The following is a 16,097-nucleotide window of genomic DNA, read 5'->3' on the forward strand; positions in this document are numbered from 1 at the left end:
GTGTCCGTTTTTTGGGACAGGCGGGGTGGTAGACTGGAAACATAAGAAAAGCAGAGGAGGCAGCAAGATGAATCCGATCTATTTCACCGTTACGGGAACCAATTACTACTACGGAAACGAGTACTTTAAGCCGGAGATGAAGCTTCAACTCAACAAGGAGCCGGATAACAAGGCGGATAAGGAGGCAATCCGCGTGGAGCTCGAGGGGCTCGGGAAAGTGGGCTATGTCGCGAACAGTCCGCACTCCGTAATCGGAGACAGCTACAGCGCAGGGCGACTCTACGATAAAATCGGAGACTCTGCGGAGGGGAAAGTGCTCTATGTCCTGCCGCAGGGAGTGCTCTGCACGCTTGTGCAGGGAGAAGAAGGAGACAAACAAGAGCAGAGGGAAAAGGCGTGACCGAAGTGATTTTGTTTCCCTCCTCCTTTCTGAATCCTCGAGAGGCGGATGAAGATCTTGCGGAAGAGTATCGCGCGGCGCGTTTGGCAGGCGGTTTTGAGACAGTGGTCTTCGACTACCAAGCCTGGTTTCGGGAACAGCGACTTAGGCTCAGTGACGTTCCTGAGCGGGAAATCACAGCTGTTTATCGCGGCTGGATGATGAAACCGGAACAATACGCTGTCTTTTACCGGGAGCTGCTTTCGCAGAAGATACGACTGCTCACAACGCCCGAGATGTACGAGAAATTACATTTGTTTCCACGGGTGTACCCGGAGCTTTTACCGAACACCGCGCGTATGCTCACATTTCCGCTGCATACCGAGATCGATGTGGGGGCATGTCTGAAGGTGTTTCCTCGTTTCTTGGTGAAAGACTATGTGAAGTCCGTGAAGGGCAGCGAGTTCCCTGCCTATTTTGACGAGAACTGCTCGCAGGAAGCATTCAATGTATGGATGGAGCTTTTTTACCGTTACCGCGGCGACTTGCTGACAGGCGGAATCTGCATCAAAGAGTTTCTGGACTTAAAGCGCTATGAAGGCAGGACCAACGAGTACCGCGTGTTTTATGTGAACCATGAGCCGATTTGCATAAGCCGTAATTCCGGGCAGGAGGGCAAGGTAGCGGAGCCGCCGACAGAATTGGTGCAGCGCTACCGGAAGCTTGGCAGCGTTTTTTACACCCTGGATTACGCAGAACTGTCCGACGGAAGCTTTACGATACTGGAATCCGGAGACGGTTCGGTTTCCGGGCTTGCCTTGGGGGAGGATGCAGCGAGCTTTTATCGAAAGCTTTATCGGGCGCTGAATGAAAATCAGATATAGTACGAGTTCTTTGCGCTAATCGAAACAATTAGGCAGAGCTTTCTCCTTACCACAATATGCGTTGCGCCCGAAAAGCTATGCTTCGGGCGCATATTTGCATGCCTCTTGTGCTAAACTGAAAGAGATTCACAGGCCGATAGGCCAATCAAAAGCGGAAGAGAGGAGATACGACAGCATGGAAAAGTTGACGATTGCGGAGGCAAAACGAATCAATGACACAATGGTCTCCGAGGCGCATTTAAAGCTGCATGCGGCGAATGTAGCGGCTTGCATGGGTGCGATGGCAGCGCATTTCGGGGAGGACAGGGAACACTGGGAGGCGGTCGGCTATCTCCACGATTATGACTATGAGAAGTTTCCGGAAGAACATCTTCTGCACACTGAGCGGGAACTGCTCGCAGAGGGCGTGCCTGCGGAAGATGTGCGCGCCATATTAAGCCACGGCTACGGGCACCGGAACGAGGTCGAGCCGAAGAGCAAGATGGAGAAGAGTCTCTACACGGTCGATGAACTGAGCGGCATTATTCAGGCGGCAGCGCGCATGCGCCCGAACGGCATTGGCGACATGGACATCAAGAGCTTCATGAAAAAGTTTAAAAGCAAGGGCTTTGCCGCAAAGTGTAACCGCGAGATTATCTTGAAAGGCTGCGAGATGCTCGGTATGGACATCAAAGAGGTCGCGGAAATTGCAATCGCAGGTATGAAAGAACACGCAGAGGAGCTGCAACTCACGGGAAACTAAGGGACTGATTCTCCTAAAGTGATGAAAAAACAACGCCTTACAACAAATTGTCCTTTGGGGCGATATCCGCTATAATTAAAGTTTGCGGAATAAAATGTTTGAAAGGCGCAAGCGAAATCGGCCGGGAGGAGAAGAGATGAAGATTGTTGTGGTGAACGGAAGTCCGAGAGCCAAGGGGAATACGGAAATGCTGGCAGAGGCCTTTCTCCGCGGTGCGAGGGAAGCCGGACACGAAGGAAGCCTCATCAACCTCCGCGAGAAGAAGGTTGCGGGCTGTCTCGGTTGTCAGTATTGTTTTTCCCACGACGGTGTGTGCGCGCAGAAGGATGGCATGGAAGAAATTTTGGCGGAGCTTGACCGAGCGGATATGCTGGTGCTCGCCTCGCCGATTTACTGGTTTGATGTCACGGCGCAGACCAAGGCCTTAATTGACCGCCTCTATGCGAGAGGCAGGCGGGGCTTTCACTTTCATAAGACAGCGCTCCTCTTAAATTCCGGCTCGGACGGTGTCTACGAGGCGGTCCTCACCATGTACCGAAATATCTGCGGCTATTTAAACTGGCAGGATCAAGGCGTTATTACCGCCCCCAATATGAGCTATAAAGGGGCCATGCAGGATGCCCCGGCGCTCAAAGAGGCGTATGAACTCGGGAAGGGACTTTGAAACGCGAATCGGCAAAGCAAACGGAAAGCAACTTGTAAAGCAGGCGGAGGGGAAGCATGCATCAGGTATATTTTGTGCGGCACGGCGAGACGGTCTGGAATGTCGAAAATAAAATCTGCGGGGCGACCGAGAGTCCCTTGACTGAGCGTGGCAGGGAGCAGGCGCGCGCCATCGGGCGCGAACTGAGAGCGCGCATGGATGCAGGAGAGTTAAAGCTTGACCGCATGCTGTGTTCGCCCTTAAGCCGCGCGCGGGATACCGCAGAGGAGATTGCGAACATACTGGAACTGCCGCTTGCGGTGGATGTGAGACTCAGGGAGCAGAACTTCGGCAAGTGGGAGGGCACAGCCCGGGACGGCGAAGGCTTTCAGCGCGCCAAGGAGAACTTTATCGATAGCTTCGGCGGCGGAGAATCCATGATGCGGGTCGCACAGCGGATTTATAATCTCCTGGATGAGCTCAGGGAAGAGAAGGAGACAAGCTATCTTCTGGTCGCGCACAACGGCATCTCCCGCATTGTGGAGTCCTATTTTCGCGACATGGAAAACGAGGAATTCGCATCCTTCGGAATTCGGAATGCAGCGCTCCGCGCCTACAGCTTCCCCGAAGGGGTGTGAGAGCCCGAACCGGGGGAAAATGCTCGGTTGCGCTTGACAGACAGTACACTTAAGGATATCTTAATGAAAGCATAAGAAATCCGAGCGGAGGGAGTATCAATGAAGAAAGCAAAGGCAGTGCTCGCGGCACTACTGGCAGCGGGCTTAACGGTGGGAAGCGCGGTTCCCGCACTGGCGTTTTATCAGCAGCCGCAGAGTAAGAAGGGCTTGCTCCTGTCGCAGCAGACGGCGGATATGCTTGCCGACATCGGCAACCTCGGTGTGAAGCAGGTCGTTGTGAACATGGGCACCGATCAGGATTTGAATACCTTCGATCCGCTCGCGGCGTATTGCACGCAAAACGGTGTCACCCTGACCATGATAGTCATAAACCGCCCGGGTGCCCCGGCCGGTATGATGCCGAGCGCACCGGTGGCCGGCGTCGGCACCTACGGCTTCAATGTGCAAAGCGCGGAGGGTCAGGCTGCGGTTCGGAATTACGCGAGAAGCCTTGCGGCACGCTATAAGAACTCCGTGTCCAACTGGGTCATCGGCAACGAGGTGAACGATGCGATTCACTGGGACTATAACGGCGAGATGGACATGCAGGCGCACGCGGAGAGCTATGCCAAGGCCTTTCGCATCTTCTACGAGGAGATTAAGGCGGTAAATCCCGAGGCAAAGGTGCTGATTCCCTTTGACATGCGCTGGAAGGCAACCACCGGAGAGCCCGGCTGCTACCCGACGGCTGAGTATCTGCCGCTCCTGAATAATAAGCTCCGCGACACGGACTACGGCATTGCCTGGCATCCGTATCCGGTGCATTTCTTCACGAAGCCCGAGTTTCAGGACGATGACGGCATTTCGGCAGATATCAACACGACGCCGAACATCAATATGAAGAACATCAACGTGCTCACGGATTATCTGCAGACCGCGGATATGCGCACGCCGAGCGGTGAGGTGAGACCGCTCTTCCTCACCGAGATGGGCTTTACCTCCTCCGTCGAGAACGGCGAGGCGCGACAGGCAGCTGCGATTGCCGAGGCCTATCGCATTGCGAAGGAGAATCCCTACATTCAGGGCATGTACCTGTCCCGCCAGGTCGACGCAGCATCCCAGGTCGCGGCAGGCGGTGCCTTCGGACTCTGGAGACGGAACGAGAGCGCAGGCCGCGATGAGATTCCGGCGAGCAAGAAACTCGCGTGGGAAGTGTATAAGAATTTGCAGTAAAAAAGAATTTTTCGCCCCGACGGCTCTCCACCGCCGGGGCATTTTTTTGTCTCCGTTTCGAAAGAGTCACCTTTGCCTCCGCTTGGTGGTATGATAAGCGGAGCGAATCTTAGGGGGAGCTAACCATGACAAGGCAAGAATTGTTTGCGCTCGCCGAAAAGCGTTACGGCACCGCGCCGGACTATCCCTGGCAGGATGAGAATGCCGTGCTCCGGCGGAAGGACAACGAAAAGTGGTACGCTGTGGTTTTGAAGCTTGCCGCTTCGAAACTTGGGCTTAGGGAAACGGGGGAGATAGAACTCCTGAATGTGAAGTGCGACCCGGTATTGCTTGCCTCGCTCCGCACGCAGGCGGGCTATTTTCCCGCCTATCACATGAACAAGGAGAAGTGGCTCAGCATACGCCTCGGAATGCCGGAACTCGATGCTTCCGTTGCCGATTTGCTTGCGCTGAGTTACGAATTGACGGGACCGAAACCGCACAGCGGAAAGGGGATGAAGAAAGACGATGCATGAAGATAAAAAAGATAAATTTGAGAAACTGAGAGCGGAACAGAGCGGAAATGAAGGACTCTATCTGGAGTTTGAGGACAAGGAGTGGCCGCTTACTTACACGGATCACGACAGGCAGATTGCGAGAGCCATTGTGATTGATGACGAAGAGAATTACTATTTTGTGCGTATGGACCGGTCGGATGAGTTCGGAGCCGTGACGCTGGTTGAGACTTCCGGCGGCGGCGTGGAAGAAGGGGAGTCGCCGGAAGCGGCAATACGGCGGGAACTCAAAGAAGAACTCGGCGCGGAGGTCGAGATACTCTGTAAGCTCGGGCTGGTCAGCGATTACTATAATCTCGTGCATCGACACAACTTAAACCACTATTTTCTCTGCCGGGTAAAGTCCTTCGGCGAAACCAAACTCACTCGGGATGAAGAAGAGGAGTTTCATCTGAAGACAATAAAACTTCGCTATGAAGAGGCCGTGGTAGCGTACGAGGCAGGCCTTAACAGCCGTCTCGGGCGCCTGCTCGCGCAGCGGGAACTTCCCGTGTTGCGGCGGGCAAAAGAGCTTCTCGGCTGAAGTGCGGAAATTTTGAACATAAAAATAACACGGGTCGGAAATATAAGAACTGTATTTCCGACCCGTGTTTTATTTATTTGAGAATTCCGCTTCCGTAAAGGATGCAGTAGAGCAGAAAAATTAGCAGAAAATACTTCCAGGAATTTCTCACGAGATAAATCGTGATTTTTTCCAGGCGATAGGTACGCGGATACAAATCTTTCCACTGTTCGCTGGTATGATAATTCTTGGTGAACTTACCGGTGAACCACTTGTCTTTGTCAAACAAAAAAGTGATTAGCCCGGAAATAAGCATCGGAACAAAGAGCCACTGTTCCACAAAATGAATGGGCTGCGCCAAGGCCTGCAGAGGGATGAGCGAAATACACCAGCACAAATACATGCAGCATACACTGAGGAGGCTCACAAAATAAACACGAGATAAAATACGGTTTCTTGACATGCTTTGCTCCTTTCTGAAACTTCGGGTTATCCGGTACCGAAATAGTGCAACGAACCCTAGTTATCTGTATTTATTGTAATACCTATTGCAAAAAAAAAATAGGAGAAAATTGAACGTGTTTCTTACAAAAACCGTAAGTTTCGGTAAGAAGTCTGTGGAAACGCCCGCGAAGGCTTATGATACTCTGTAAAGATTGTGTTTACAGCTGCCGTGCGTTAAAATAAGAACATGTGATTTCAGACGCAAAGGAGAAGCCATGCAAATATCCAGTCGTTTCAGCATTGCCCTTCACATCTTCGCCTGTGTGGATGCGTTTCAGGCGACCCACAAAATGACCAGCGACTTTCTGGCGAGCAGCATACAGACCAATCCGGTCATCATCCGGAACATTCTGTCGCAGCTTCGGCGCGCCGGACTGATTCGCATTGCGCGCGGCACGGGTGGCATCACCCTCGAGAGGGCGCTGAAGGATATCTCCTTCTACGATGTCTATGCGGCCATTGAGCCGGTGGAGCGCGGGGCGCTGTTTCGCTTCCACGAGAATCCGAACCCGAACTGTCCGGTCGGAAAGAACATCCATAAGATTCTGGACAATAAGTTCACCGACATTCAAAGTGCCATGGAGGCCGAGATGCGGAAGTATACGCTCGAGGACATTCACCGGGATTTGCTGCGTCTCGATGCCGTTCAGGGGAGCTGTGAAACTGCCTGAGCGGAAATGCAGGTACGCTTGCTTTTACCGAGAGGGCTTCCGACTTTGAATCAGAAGCGAGAGAAACACAAGACATAAGACAGCGAAAGGAAAAATCAACGCGGCGTTTCGCGGGGAGAGAGGGGAAGTAACAATATGTTAAAGTATTTGATCATCGGCGCGGGCGGTGTCGGCGGCACGCTCGGCGCATACTTGCAGCGCGCGGGGCTTTCGGTGAGTTTTCTGGCACACGGAAAGACCTTGGAGGCGCTGAAGAAAAAGGGACTTACCATTGTGGGAGATGAGGGCGAAGAAACCCTGGCGCCGGTCGCTGCCTTCGATGAGGCGGGTTATCACGAGACGCCGGATGTCATCTTCCTCGCCTTAAAGTCCTATTCGATCGAGAGTGTCCTGCCGTTTTTGGAGCGCGTCGCCACGGAAAACACGGTCATTATCCCGCTCTGTAATGTCTTCGGGACGGGAGAGAAGTTACAGAAAAAATTGGAGAAGCCGCTGGTCACGGACGGTTGCATTTATGTGATGGCGAATGTGGAGGAGCCGGGGAAAATTCGTCAGCTCGGCAAGCTGATGCGCGTGGTCTACGGTGCGCGGACGGAGGCGGAAGCGCGTACAGTGCTAAAAGACATTCAGGCGGACCTCGAAAAGGCGGGAGTAGAAGCCGTGCTGAGCGAGAACATCCGCCGCGATTGCATGAAAAAATTTGCCTACCTCTCGCCGCACGGTGCGGTCGGCACCTACTTCTACATCACGGCGGCGCATTTGCAGCGCGAGGGCGAGTACCGAAACTTTTACCGCGGGCTTGTGCGGGAGGTGCTTGCAATTGCGGAGAAGATGGGAATTGATATGGGAGGCTTCGGCGAAAAGGACTGCCTTGCCGTGGTGGATCGCCTCGCGAAGGAGATGACGACATCCTTCCAGAAGGATGTCGCGGCGGGGAAAAAGTCAGAGGCGGACGGCCTGATCTACGAGGTGCAGCGCCTCGGGAAGCGCTACGGGGTCGAGACGCCCTATTACGATGAGGTGATTGAGTCCCTTAAGTCGCGCGGCGTGGAGTGAGCCATGGGAAACTGGGAAAAGCAGGGCAGTGCCTGGCAGTACCGCGAGAGCGGCGTTCTGAGCACCGGCTGGACCTTGATAGACGGCAAGTGGTACCTTTTTGACGCGGCGGGAAATATGAAGCTCGGCTGGCAGAAGGAGAAAGCGCGTTGGTATTATTTAAAGCAGGAGGCAGACCGCAAACCGACCGAGGCAAAAAATGACTACGGCTATACCTTGACGGGCTGGCAACAGCTTGACGGCAAGTGGTACTACTTCGGCACTGACGGCAGCATGCAGCTCGGCTGGCAAAAGATCAAAGAGCGCTGGTACTATTTGAAGCAGGAGAGCGATCGTAAGGCCGGCGAGGCGAAAAACGCCTACGGCTTCATGCTGACCGGTTGGCAGCAGATAAACGGCAAGTGGTTCTTTTTCCACGAGGACGGCAGCATGGCGGTCTACGAGTGGGTTAAGGACAAGGGCAAGTGGTACTTTCTCCGCAGCAACGGTGAGATGGCGCGGAACCAGATGCGCTCTTATAAGGGAAAGAGCTATTACTTTAAGGCGGATGGGAGCATGGCGGTCTCCGAAGCCGTGTCCTGGAACGGGGAGCGCTATCGGGCGGATCGGGACGGTGTCTGCCTCGAGGAGAGACCCGCACCCGGCGGTCACAATGTGAGCCGCTTGCATCCGCGCCTAAAGCGCCTGCAGAAAAAGCTGATTGCGCAGTGTGCGGCGCGCGGGCTGCCGATACGCATTACGCAGGAAGTTCGCACCGCGGAAGAGCAGGATGCGCTCTACGCGCTCGGGCGCACGGCGGGTGGCAGCATTGTGACGAATGCGCGCGGTTCTTCTTATTCTTCACACCACCAGTGGGGCACGGCCTTTGACTTTTGCCGGGACGACGGGAAGCCGCCCTATGAAAACGGGGATCGCTTCTTTGAAAAGGTGGGAGCCATGGGGAAGGCGCTCGGGCTCGAGTGGGGCGGCGACTGGAAGTCGATTGTGGACATGCCGCATTTCCAACTCTCGGACTGGGGCAGCGGGACGGCAAAGCTGAAAGAACTCTATGTCTCGCCGGACCGCTTTGAAAAGACTTGGGAAACTTGAACTTTGCTTTGAGGAAACAATGATGAATCAGAATCAGAACGGGAATCGAGACGAAGGTCTCAAAGAGAATCGCGAGGCTGCGGAGGCCTTTCAGCGCCTGAAAGAAGGAAATGCGCGCTTTGTGCGCGGTGAGGCGCAGAACTTGGCACACGACGCGGCGCGAAGAGATGAGCTCGCGACCAAGGGGCAGCGTCCCTACGCCTTCATCCTGACCTGCTCGGACTCCCGTGTGGTACCGGAGTTTATTTTCTCCGCGGGGCTCGGCGAGCTCTTTGTGACGCGCGCCGCCGGCAATGTGCTCGGAAACTCTATCCTCGCTTCGGCGCAGTATGCGGCGCAGGATCTCGGCGTGCGCCTCTTCTTGGTGCTCGGACACAGCGATTGCGGCGGCGTGAAGGCAACGCTCTCCGGAGAAGAGCTCTCGGGCGCGCTCGCGCACATGGGACAGAGAATCCGCGCCGGCATCGGCACGGAGACCGTAGCTCTGCGCGCGGTGGAGCGCAATGCGAAGGCGGAGGCGGCGGATCTTGCGGCTTGCTTACACGAGTACTGTCCCGAATTGCCGCTCACGGTTATATCCGGGGTCTATGACATAAGAACGGGCGCTGTAAGTTTCTCGGAGGAGTGATTCGGGAGAACTTACGGAAGCAAGGGCGTTCAAATCAAGAGGTGACAAAACAGACAGCAGACAGATTAGAGAACTGCAAATCCATCGCACTACAAATTAATGAAACAACAAAAAAGAAAGATCGGCGACAAAGGGGGGAGTCGTCGATCTTTTTTTGATGGCGATCTTCGGATCGCCACCGTGTGTTTGACTTGCTTTAGATATTGCGCTTCTTCTCAAGCAGGATGGCCGAGAGGATGAAGTAGATGACAGAGAGCAGAATACTCATAAGCACCATGCCTATGGTCTGCGGCGAGATATAGTTGATGCCGAAGCGGAGCATCGGTTTGGGTGAGAAGGGAATGTGAAGGAGCAATGCACCGCTGAAATAGTTGAGCGCAATGTAGAGAATCACGGTAATCACACCGCCGAAGCGCTTGCCGGGCAGGAAGGTCGACTGCAGGACAATGGCGAGCAGTGCGATGCTCTCAAACTGCAGGAGTCCCGCGAGGAAAAAGAGTGTGAGCTGTATCATGGTCGAGTGGGTTTCCGGAGAGAGCATCAATTCCACAAAGCGCTGCATACCTTCCCGGACCTCATATGAGCCGAGTCCTACAAAGGCATTGGTGAGCAGGAGTACGTCCACTACACAGATGACAGAGGCGAGGAAGGCCCAGAAGAAAATCTCGATAAAGTTCATGGCGTACTTGGTGCCCAGAATCTCAAAACTGTTGTGGGGCGTCAGGTAGAGCATGTAGGCTTCCTTGCTGTTCAGCTCCTTTTGAAAGGTCGAAAGATTTTGCAGGATGCTCACAATGGGAGCGAGAAACAGCCCGAGCGACAGAATGGTGACACTCAGTATGAAGAGAATAGAATCACTCCGATAGATGTTGCCGGAGAAGAGACTGACCAAATAGACCACTTCTCCGACGCCGATGAGGGTTAGCAATAAGAGTTTGACGAAGATGCTTTTCTTCCACTCGTATTTCATGAGTTTCAGCATATGGAATTCCTTTCCTGCCTCTTTGGGCAACCAATGAAAGCGTTAGGCAAGCAGCTGACGGTACTTCTCTGCGAGCGAGAGTCCCTCTTTGATGCGAAGGTCCTCGACATCCAGCGAGGCCACCATGTCGCCGTCCTTTACAAAAATAGCCTTTGAAATGAAGCGCTCCATCTCTTCAACCAGGTGGCTCGAAAGCAGGAGGGTGGAGTCCTTGCTCGCGTGGGAGATGATGAGCTCCATGACCTGATCCCGCGCGATTAGGTCAATGCCGTTCAAGGGCTCGTCGAGCAAAATGACATCGGCACTGCGCGCCATGGTGACCGCCACCTTGAGCTTGGCCATCATACCCGAAGAGAGCTGCTTTGCGCGGAGCTCGGGGCGTAGCTCGAACTTATCGATAATCTCGCGGAAGGTCTCCATCGAGAAATCCTGAAAGAAGTCCTGATAGTACTCGCCCACGTCCCGTATCTTCATATAGGAGTAGAAGTAGGGCTCGGTGGACATGTAGGCAATGTGCTCGCGGCTCCGATAATTGACCTCTTGGCCGTCCAGCAAAATCTGTCCCCGGTCCGGGAGTATCAGATTTGCAATGAGTTTCATCAGTGTGGTTTTACCGCTGCCGTTTGCGCCGAGCAGACCGTAGATTTCACCGGGTTCAAGCGTGCAGGAAAAATCCCGCAATGCCAACTTGCTGCCAAAGCTCTTGCTCACTTGTTTAACTTCCAGCATGAAATGACCTCCTTAGAGTCAAATGAGAGCCCGCATCTCGTCTTCGGTATAGCCGAGTTCGGACATATCTTTTTTGAAGCGGGCGATGAAGTCTGCGGCGAGTTCCTTCCGGAGACTCACATTGACCGCGGTATCTTCGGTCACAAAGGTGCCGAGACCGCGCTTCGTGAAAGCGACACCTTCAGCCTCGAGTGTCTGGTAGACGCGGGCTGCCGTGTTCGGGTTAATGTGGTACTCCAGGGCGAGGTCTCGCCCCGATTTCAATTTTTCACCGTTCTTCTTTTTACCGGTGACAATCTCCTTCTTGATTTGCAAAACGACTTGCAAATATATGGGTTGCGACTCGTTAAATTGCATCGAAGCTCCTCTCTGTAAGTGCTGCACTTGCTAACTAATGCGATAGTACACTAGAAAATAATGATTGTCAAGCGCGAGAAAAGAAAAATTACTAACTTCGCTTGACAGCTTTTCCGGGCGATGCTATGATACAAAAACCTTCTACACAAGTAGGTAAATAGGAAATAGCTTTTCGGATAAGAGCAGAGAGGAGGGAGCATGGATATTTCGTTTATGGAGCGCTTTTTGCCGCTCTACTTAGAGGCGGCAAAACTCACGCTAACCATCGCGAGCATAGGCATTTTGATTTCGCTTGTGATAGGCCTCGTTGCGAGCCTGGTGCTCTACTACCGAATGCCGCTGCTCTCACAGTTGGTCACGGTCTACGTGGAGCTTTCGCGCAACACGCCGCTGCTCGTGCAACTTTTCTTCCTTTACTTCGGCTTGCCGAAGATAGGAATACGTCTTAGCCCGGAGCTTTGCGGTGTAATCGGCCTTAGCTTCCTCGGCGGTGCCTACATGACCGAGAGCTTTCGCGCGGGACTCGGCACGGTTGAAAAAATTCAGACCGAGTCGGCGCTCTCCCTCGGACTAAGCGGCGGACAGAGCATGCGCTACATTGTGTTTCCGCAGGCGGCGGCGGTCTCGGTGCCTTCGCTGACCGCAAACATCATCTTCCTCATCAAGGAGACCTCGGTGTTCAGCGGCATTGCCCTCGCGGACCTCATGTATGTCACAAAGGATTTGATCGGCATTTACTACCAGACCACGGAGGCGCTCTTCATGCTGGTGATTGCCTACCTCGCGCTGCTCCTGCCGATTTCGCTTCTCGGCACTTTGCTGGAAAGGAGGCTACGCAATGCAGGCTTTGGAAATTAAATTGGCAAGCGCGTCTCCGCTTTCCATCTTGCTCGCAGGCAACAACCTTGCGCGTCTCCTCGGCGGACTCGCAGTCACCGTTCGGATTAGTCTCATTGCGGTTGCGCTCTCGCTCCCGCTCGGCATCCTTTTTGGGCTCTTGATGACAAGAGAAAATCGAGTGATCAAGCTGCTGAGCCGCATCTACCTTGATTTCATTCGCATCATGCCGCAGCTGGTTCTCTTGTTTCTCGTCTTTTTCGGGAGCGCCCGGGTGTTCGGGCTCAATCTGAGCGGCGAGTTCAGCGCTGTTTTGGTGTTCACGCTCTGGGGTACCGCGGAGATGGGAGATTTGGTGCGCGGCGCACTTAAGAGCATCCCGAAGCACCAGTATGAGAGCGCGGCGGCGCTCGGCCTCACGGCGGGGCAGTGCAGCCGCTACGTGATTATTCCGCAGACCTTAAGGCGGCTGTTGCCGCTCGCCATTAACCTTGTGACGCGCATGGTGAAGACCACTTCTCTGATTGTCCTGATCGGTGTGGTCGAGGTTTTAAAGACAGGACAACAAATCATAGACGCCAACCGCTTTCAGTATCCCACGGCGGCGCTGCCGATTTACGGCGTCATTTTTCTCTTATATTTCCTGGTGTGCTGGCCGGTATCCATGCTGGCGCGCTATTTGGAACAACGCTGGGCAGTCTGAACGCAGCTTGAAAGGAAGGCCACAGGATGAAAGAAGTAAAACGGGACATACAGCTCAGCATACGCGGGCTCAGAAAAAACTTTGGGGACGCCGAAATCTTGAAGGGCGTGGATCTCGATTTGCGCCGGGGTGAGGTGGTCGTGATACTAGGTCCCTCGGGGAGCGGAAAGTCGACCCTGCTCCGCTGCATCAACGGGTTGGAAGAAATACAGGGCGGCGAAGTCAGTCTGGACGGCGAAATCATCAGCAATCTCAAGCAGAGCGCGCTTCCTGCGGTGCGGCAAAAGCTCGGCATGGTATTCCAGAGCTATGAGCTTTTTCCCCATATGAATATCCTCGACAACATCACCCTTGCGCCGAGAAAGGTGCAGAAGAGAAGTCGGAAAGCGGCAGAGGCGGAAGCACGGGAACTCTTACAGCGCGTGAACCTTTCTGACAAGGAGAAGTCCTACCCGCGCATGCTCTCGGGCGGACAGAAGCAGCGCGTCGCGATTGTGCGCGCCCTTGCGATGCACCCAGAGCTCATGCTCTTTGATGAGGTCACCGCCGCGCTGGATCCCGAGATGGTGCGCGAGGTATTGGATGTCATCATGGAACTCTCCGAGCAGGGGCTCACGATGCTCATTGTGACGCACGAGCTCAGCTTTGCCCGCGCGGTCGCGGACCGTATTGTCTTCATGGACGAGGGCAGAGTCGTGGAGATCGGTAAGCCGGAGGAGTTTTTCACGGCGCCGAAGACCGAGCGCGCGAGGACCTTCCTCGACAACTTCCGCTTTGTCGCGAGAAGCAGAAAGGAAGAAAAGAGCGCATGAGAGAATTTTTAAGCCGCCGCGGGCGCACGAAGCGATGTTGTAAGCAGCTCACAACATCGCTGTAAGAGGAGAGAAAGCAGATTCGGTGAAAACAATTGAGCGGTGCGCAAGTCGACAACAAGCATCGTGTTTTACATAGAAAACAGTACGAAAAGATCATAGAAGAGAATATAGAACAGGTTTTAGGGAAGAACATAGAAAAAGCGGCGTGGTCGCAGCAGAGAGCAAGGGGAATTTGAAACCCGAAGAAGCGAAAAGCGAAAGAGCTTACGGCAGAGGTGACTACGGAAGCAGAAACAAAAGCATACGGAGGAAATGAAGATGAAGAAGACTTTGGTATTGGCGGCGGTGACGGCACTTGCACTCGGTGTACTCGCGGCTTGCGGCGGCAGCAAGAAGGCAGACGGCAGCGCGGCAGAGAGTAAGAGCGCAGGCAAGACGACCTTCCGCACGGTGGACGAAATCAAGCAGTCCGGTGTGATCCGCATCGGCGTGTTTACGGACAAGGCGCCCTTCGGCTACGTAGACCAGAACGGCGTAAATCAGGGCTACGACGTGGTCTATGCGCAGCGCATCGCGCAGGATCTCGGCGTCAAGGTAGAGTTCACCTCTCTGGACCCGGCATCCCGCGTTGAGTACGTGAACACCGGCAAGGTGGATATTACCCTTGCGAATTTCACGGTCACGAAGGAGAGAGCGGAGCAGGTTGACTTTGCGAAACCCTACATGAAGGTGGCACTCGGCGTGGTTTCGCCGGAGAATGCCGTGATTCACTCGGTCGATGAGCTGAAGGGCAAGACCCTGATCATTGCGAAGGGCACGACCGCGGAGACCTATTTTGAGAAGAATCACCCGGAGGTGAAGCTCCAGAAGTACGATGCCTATGCGGACGCTTATAATGCGCTGCTCGACGGCAGAGGCGATGCGTTCTCGACCGACAACACCGAGGTCATTGCTTGGGCAAAGTCGAATCCGGGTTTTGAGGTCGGCATTGACAGCCTCGGTGATTACGACACGATTGCGGCGGCGGTCGCAAAGGGCAATGAGTCCCTCCTCAACTTCCTGAACGAAGAGATTGTCACGCTTGGCAAGGAGAACTTCTTCCACAAGGACTATGACGAGACCCTGAAGCCGGTCTTCGGCGACGCGGCAAATCCGGACGCGATTGTCGTGGAGGGCGGTGAGCTCGGCGAGAGCAAGAACTGACAGAGAAGACAGGCTTTGGTCTGAGTTTTATATAGAGAAGAGAGCTGCGGGAGCATACGCTCCCACAGCTCTCTTTGCGTGTCAATGCTATTTTGTATCCAAAAAGTTGTCTGTGCAAGCCGAGCGAATTCTCTCGAAGCACCGTGATCAGAGCGGAGGCGGAACGCTCCGCAGCGTGATATCCGCCTTGCCCGCTCCGGGAATGAAGCGAAAGCCGGGACACTGTCCTCACTGAAAGCGGAGCGGGAGCTCAAGCTCCGCGCTTTCGAGAAGCGCTTTGTCGCGAAGCACGGTCTTGCCGGGACCATCCGCCACGAGCCTCCCCTTGTGCAGCACCAGCACGCGATCGCAGCAGTCGTAGACAAAGTCCAGATCGTGAGAGGCGAGGAGCAGGGCGGATGGGAGATTGCGGAGTATATTCAGAAGATTCCGCCGATTCTTCGGATCCAGCGAGGCGGAGGGCTCATCGAGAAGCAAAAGCTCCGGCGAAAGGGTAAGCACCCCGGCAATCGCCGCGAGCTTTTTTTGGCCGCCCGAGAGGCGGTACACCGCAGTCCCCGCCTTTCCTTCGAGTTTCACAAGAGAGAGCGCTTTCTCGGTGCGCGCCGCTACCTCTTCCGGCGCATAGCCGTAACTCTCGGCAGCAAAGGAGACATCCGCGCCGACGGTCGGCATAAAGAGCTGATTCTCCGAGTCCTGAAACACATAGCCGATTCGTCTTCTGATTTCCGCCAGTGTCTTTTTTTCAAGCGAAAGCCCGCCGAAGGTAATGGCGGGCGTCTGTGCCTTGGGAGGTAGGAGAAGACCGACCAAGAGCTTTAAGAGCGTTGATTTCCCCGCCCCGTTTGCGCCGATTAAGCCGACGCGCTCGCCGGGGGCAAGCGAAAAGCGGAGTTCATCCAGAATGGGGCGTGCGCCCGCGTCGAGGTCCTCATAGGAGAACGAAAGTCCGGATACGTCTAACAAGAA

General features: G+C 54.4%; 21 protein-coding genes. 16 read left to right on the plus strand and 5 right to left on the minus strand.

All coding sequences use genetic code 11. From position 1 onward, the window contains the following. Positions 1–67 precede the first annotated feature (67 nt). The 8 genes from QU660_RS02805 (at position 68) to QU660_RS02840 (ending at position 5,575) form a co-directional block, all read left to right on the plus strand. Entirely contained in the window at positions 68–400 is a 333-nt protein-coding gene (locus QU660_RS02805) for an HIRAN domain-containing protein (RefSeq protein ID WP_304946825.1), read from the plus strand. Beyond that, the gene (locus QU660_RS02810; protein WP_304946826.1) at positions 397–1,263 is read left to right on the plus strand and encodes an ATP-grasp domain-containing protein; all 867 of its coding nucleotides are present in this window, start codon (positions 397–399) and stop codon (positions 1,261–1,263) included. The genes QU660_RS02805 and QU660_RS02810 overlap by 4 nt, the downstream gene beginning before the upstream one ends. A 175-nt stretch (positions 1,264–1,438) precedes the next feature. Further along, a complete protein-coding gene (locus tag QU660_RS02815; RefSeq protein ID WP_304946827.1) occupies positions 1,439–2,005 on the plus strand; it encodes a hypothetical protein in 567 nt (188 codons plus the stop codon). A 136-nt stretch (positions 2,006–2,141) separates the two neighbouring features. Further along, a complete protein-coding gene (locus QU660_RS02820; protein ID WP_304946828.1) occupies positions 2,142–2,669 on the plus strand; it encodes a flavodoxin family protein in 528 nt (175 codons plus the stop codon). Positions 2,670–2,725: 56 nt separating this feature from the next. Further along, entirely contained in the window at positions 2,726–3,286 is a 561-nt protein-coding gene (locus QU660_RS02825) for a histidine phosphatase family protein (protein ID WP_304946829.1), read from the plus strand. Between the two features lie 99 nt (positions 3,287–3,385). Next, positions 3,386–4,498 carry a DUF5722 domain-containing protein gene (locus QU660_RS02830; RefSeq protein ID WP_304946830.1) on the plus strand — a complete coding sequence of 371 codons (1,113 nt, stop codon included), beginning with the start codon at positions 3,386–3,388 and terminating at the stop codon, positions 4,496–4,498. Positions 4,499–4,623: 125 nt separating this feature from the next. After that, complete coding sequence (locus QU660_RS02835; RefSeq protein ID WP_304946831.1) at positions 4,624–5,013, plus strand: MmcQ/YjbR family DNA-binding protein; 390 nt, start codon at positions 4,624–4,626, stop codon at positions 5,011–5,013. Continuing rightward, positions 5,006–5,575 carry an NUDIX domain-containing protein gene (locus QU660_RS02840; protein ID WP_304946832.1) on the plus strand — a complete coding sequence of 190 codons (570 nt, stop codon included), beginning with the start codon at positions 5,006–5,008 and terminating at the stop codon, positions 5,573–5,575. The genes QU660_RS02835 and QU660_RS02840 overlap by 8 nt, the downstream gene beginning before the upstream one ends. Positions 5,576–5,648: 73 nt before the next feature. Here the strand turns inward: QU660_RS02840 and QU660_RS02845 are convergent, their stop codons facing one another. Continuing rightward, positions 5,649–6,017, minus strand: a complete 369-nt coding sequence (locus tag QU660_RS02845) for a hypothetical protein (protein WP_304946833.1) — start codon at positions 6,015–6,017, stop codon at positions 5,649–5,651. Between the two features lie 256 nt (positions 6,018–6,273). Here QU660_RS02845 and QU660_RS02850 point away from each other — a divergent pair, with 256 nt between their 5' ends. From QU660_RS02850 to QU660_RS02865, 4 genes are all read left to right on the plus strand, one after another. Further along, a complete protein-coding gene (locus QU660_RS02850; RefSeq protein ID WP_304946834.1) occupies positions 6,274–6,729 on the plus strand; it encodes an Rrf2 family transcriptional regulator in 456 nt (151 codons plus the stop codon). 135 nt (positions 6,730–6,864) lie between these two features. Next, positions 6,865–7,785 carry a ketopantoate reductase family protein gene (locus QU660_RS02855; RefSeq protein WP_304946835.1) on the plus strand — a complete coding sequence of 307 codons (921 nt, stop codon included), beginning with the start codon at positions 6,865–6,867 and terminating at the stop codon, positions 7,783–7,785. A gap of 3 nt (positions 7,786–7,788) precedes the next feature. Further along, a complete protein-coding gene (locus QU660_RS02860) occupies positions 7,789–8,874 on the plus strand; it encodes a M15 family metallopeptidase (protein ID WP_304946836.1) in 1,086 nt (361 codons plus the stop codon). Positions 8,875–8,896: 22 nt separating this feature from the next. Next, positions 8,897–9,502 (plus strand): carbonic anhydrase, encoded by a 606-nt coding sequence (locus tag QU660_RS02865; protein WP_304946837.1) that lies wholly within the window; start codon positions 8,897–8,899, stop codon positions 9,500–9,502. A 196-nt stretch (positions 9,503–9,698) separates the two neighbouring features. On the opposite strand, the gene QU660_RS02870 is transcribed toward QU660_RS02865, so the two are convergent. Genes QU660_RS02870 through QU660_RS02880 form a run of 3 tightly spaced genes read right to left on the minus strand, consistent with a single transcriptional unit; the run spans position 9,699 to position 11,528 of the window. After that, positions 9,699–10,484, minus strand: a complete 786-nt coding sequence (locus QU660_RS02870) for a hypothetical protein (protein WP_304946838.1) — start codon at positions 10,482–10,484, stop codon at positions 9,699–9,701. 42 nt (positions 10,485–10,526) lie between these two features. Then, positions 10,527–11,213: an ABC transporter ATP-binding protein gene (locus QU660_RS02875; protein ID WP_304946839.1), complete on the minus strand. Its 687-nt coding sequence runs from the start codon at positions 11,211–11,213 to the stop codon at positions 10,527–10,529. 18 nt (positions 11,214–11,231) lie between these two features. Beyond that, positions 11,232–11,528, minus strand: coding sequence for a GntR family transcriptional regulator (locus QU660_RS02880; protein WP_443027778.1), 297 nt, complete (start codon positions 11,526–11,528; stop codon positions 11,232–11,234). 240 nt (positions 11,529–11,768) lie between these two features. Here QU660_RS02880 and QU660_RS02885 point away from each other — a divergent pair, with 240 nt between their 5' ends. From QU660_RS02885 to QU660_RS02900, 4 genes are all read left to right on the plus strand, one after another. Next, entirely contained in the window at positions 11,769–12,428 is a 660-nt protein-coding gene (locus QU660_RS02885) for an amino acid ABC transporter permease (protein ID WP_304946841.1), read from the plus strand. Then, positions 12,409–13,110, plus strand: coding sequence for an amino acid ABC transporter permease (locus tag QU660_RS02890; RefSeq protein ID WP_304946842.1), 702 nt, complete (start codon positions 12,409–12,411; stop codon positions 13,108–13,110). The genes QU660_RS02885 and QU660_RS02890 overlap by 20 nt, the downstream gene beginning before the upstream one ends. Before the next feature lie 26 nt (positions 13,111–13,136). After that, positions 13,137–13,922, plus strand: coding sequence for an amino acid ABC transporter ATP-binding protein (locus tag QU660_RS02895; protein ID WP_304946843.1), 786 nt, complete (start codon positions 13,137–13,139; stop codon positions 13,920–13,922). Between the two features lie 321 nt (positions 13,923–14,243). Beyond that, positions 14,244–15,128: a cysteine ABC transporter substrate-binding protein gene (locus QU660_RS02900; RefSeq protein WP_304946844.1), complete on the plus strand. Its 885-nt coding sequence runs from the start codon at positions 14,244–14,246 to the stop codon at positions 15,126–15,128. Between the two features lie 228 nt (positions 15,129–15,356). Here QU660_RS02900 and QU660_RS02905 read toward each other — a convergent pair whose 3' ends face one another. After that, positions 15,357–16,094 carry an energy-coupling factor ABC transporter ATP-binding protein gene (locus tag QU660_RS02905; RefSeq protein WP_304946845.1) on the minus strand — a complete coding sequence of 246 codons (738 nt, stop codon included), beginning with the start codon at positions 16,092–16,094 and terminating at the stop codon, positions 15,357–15,359. Between the last annotated feature and the right edge of the window lie 3 nt (positions 16,095–16,097).

This window comes from Stomatobaculum sp. F0698 (assembly GCF_030644385.1).
Lineage (GTDB): Bacteria > Bacillota > Clostridia > Lachnospirales > Lachnospiraceae > Moryella.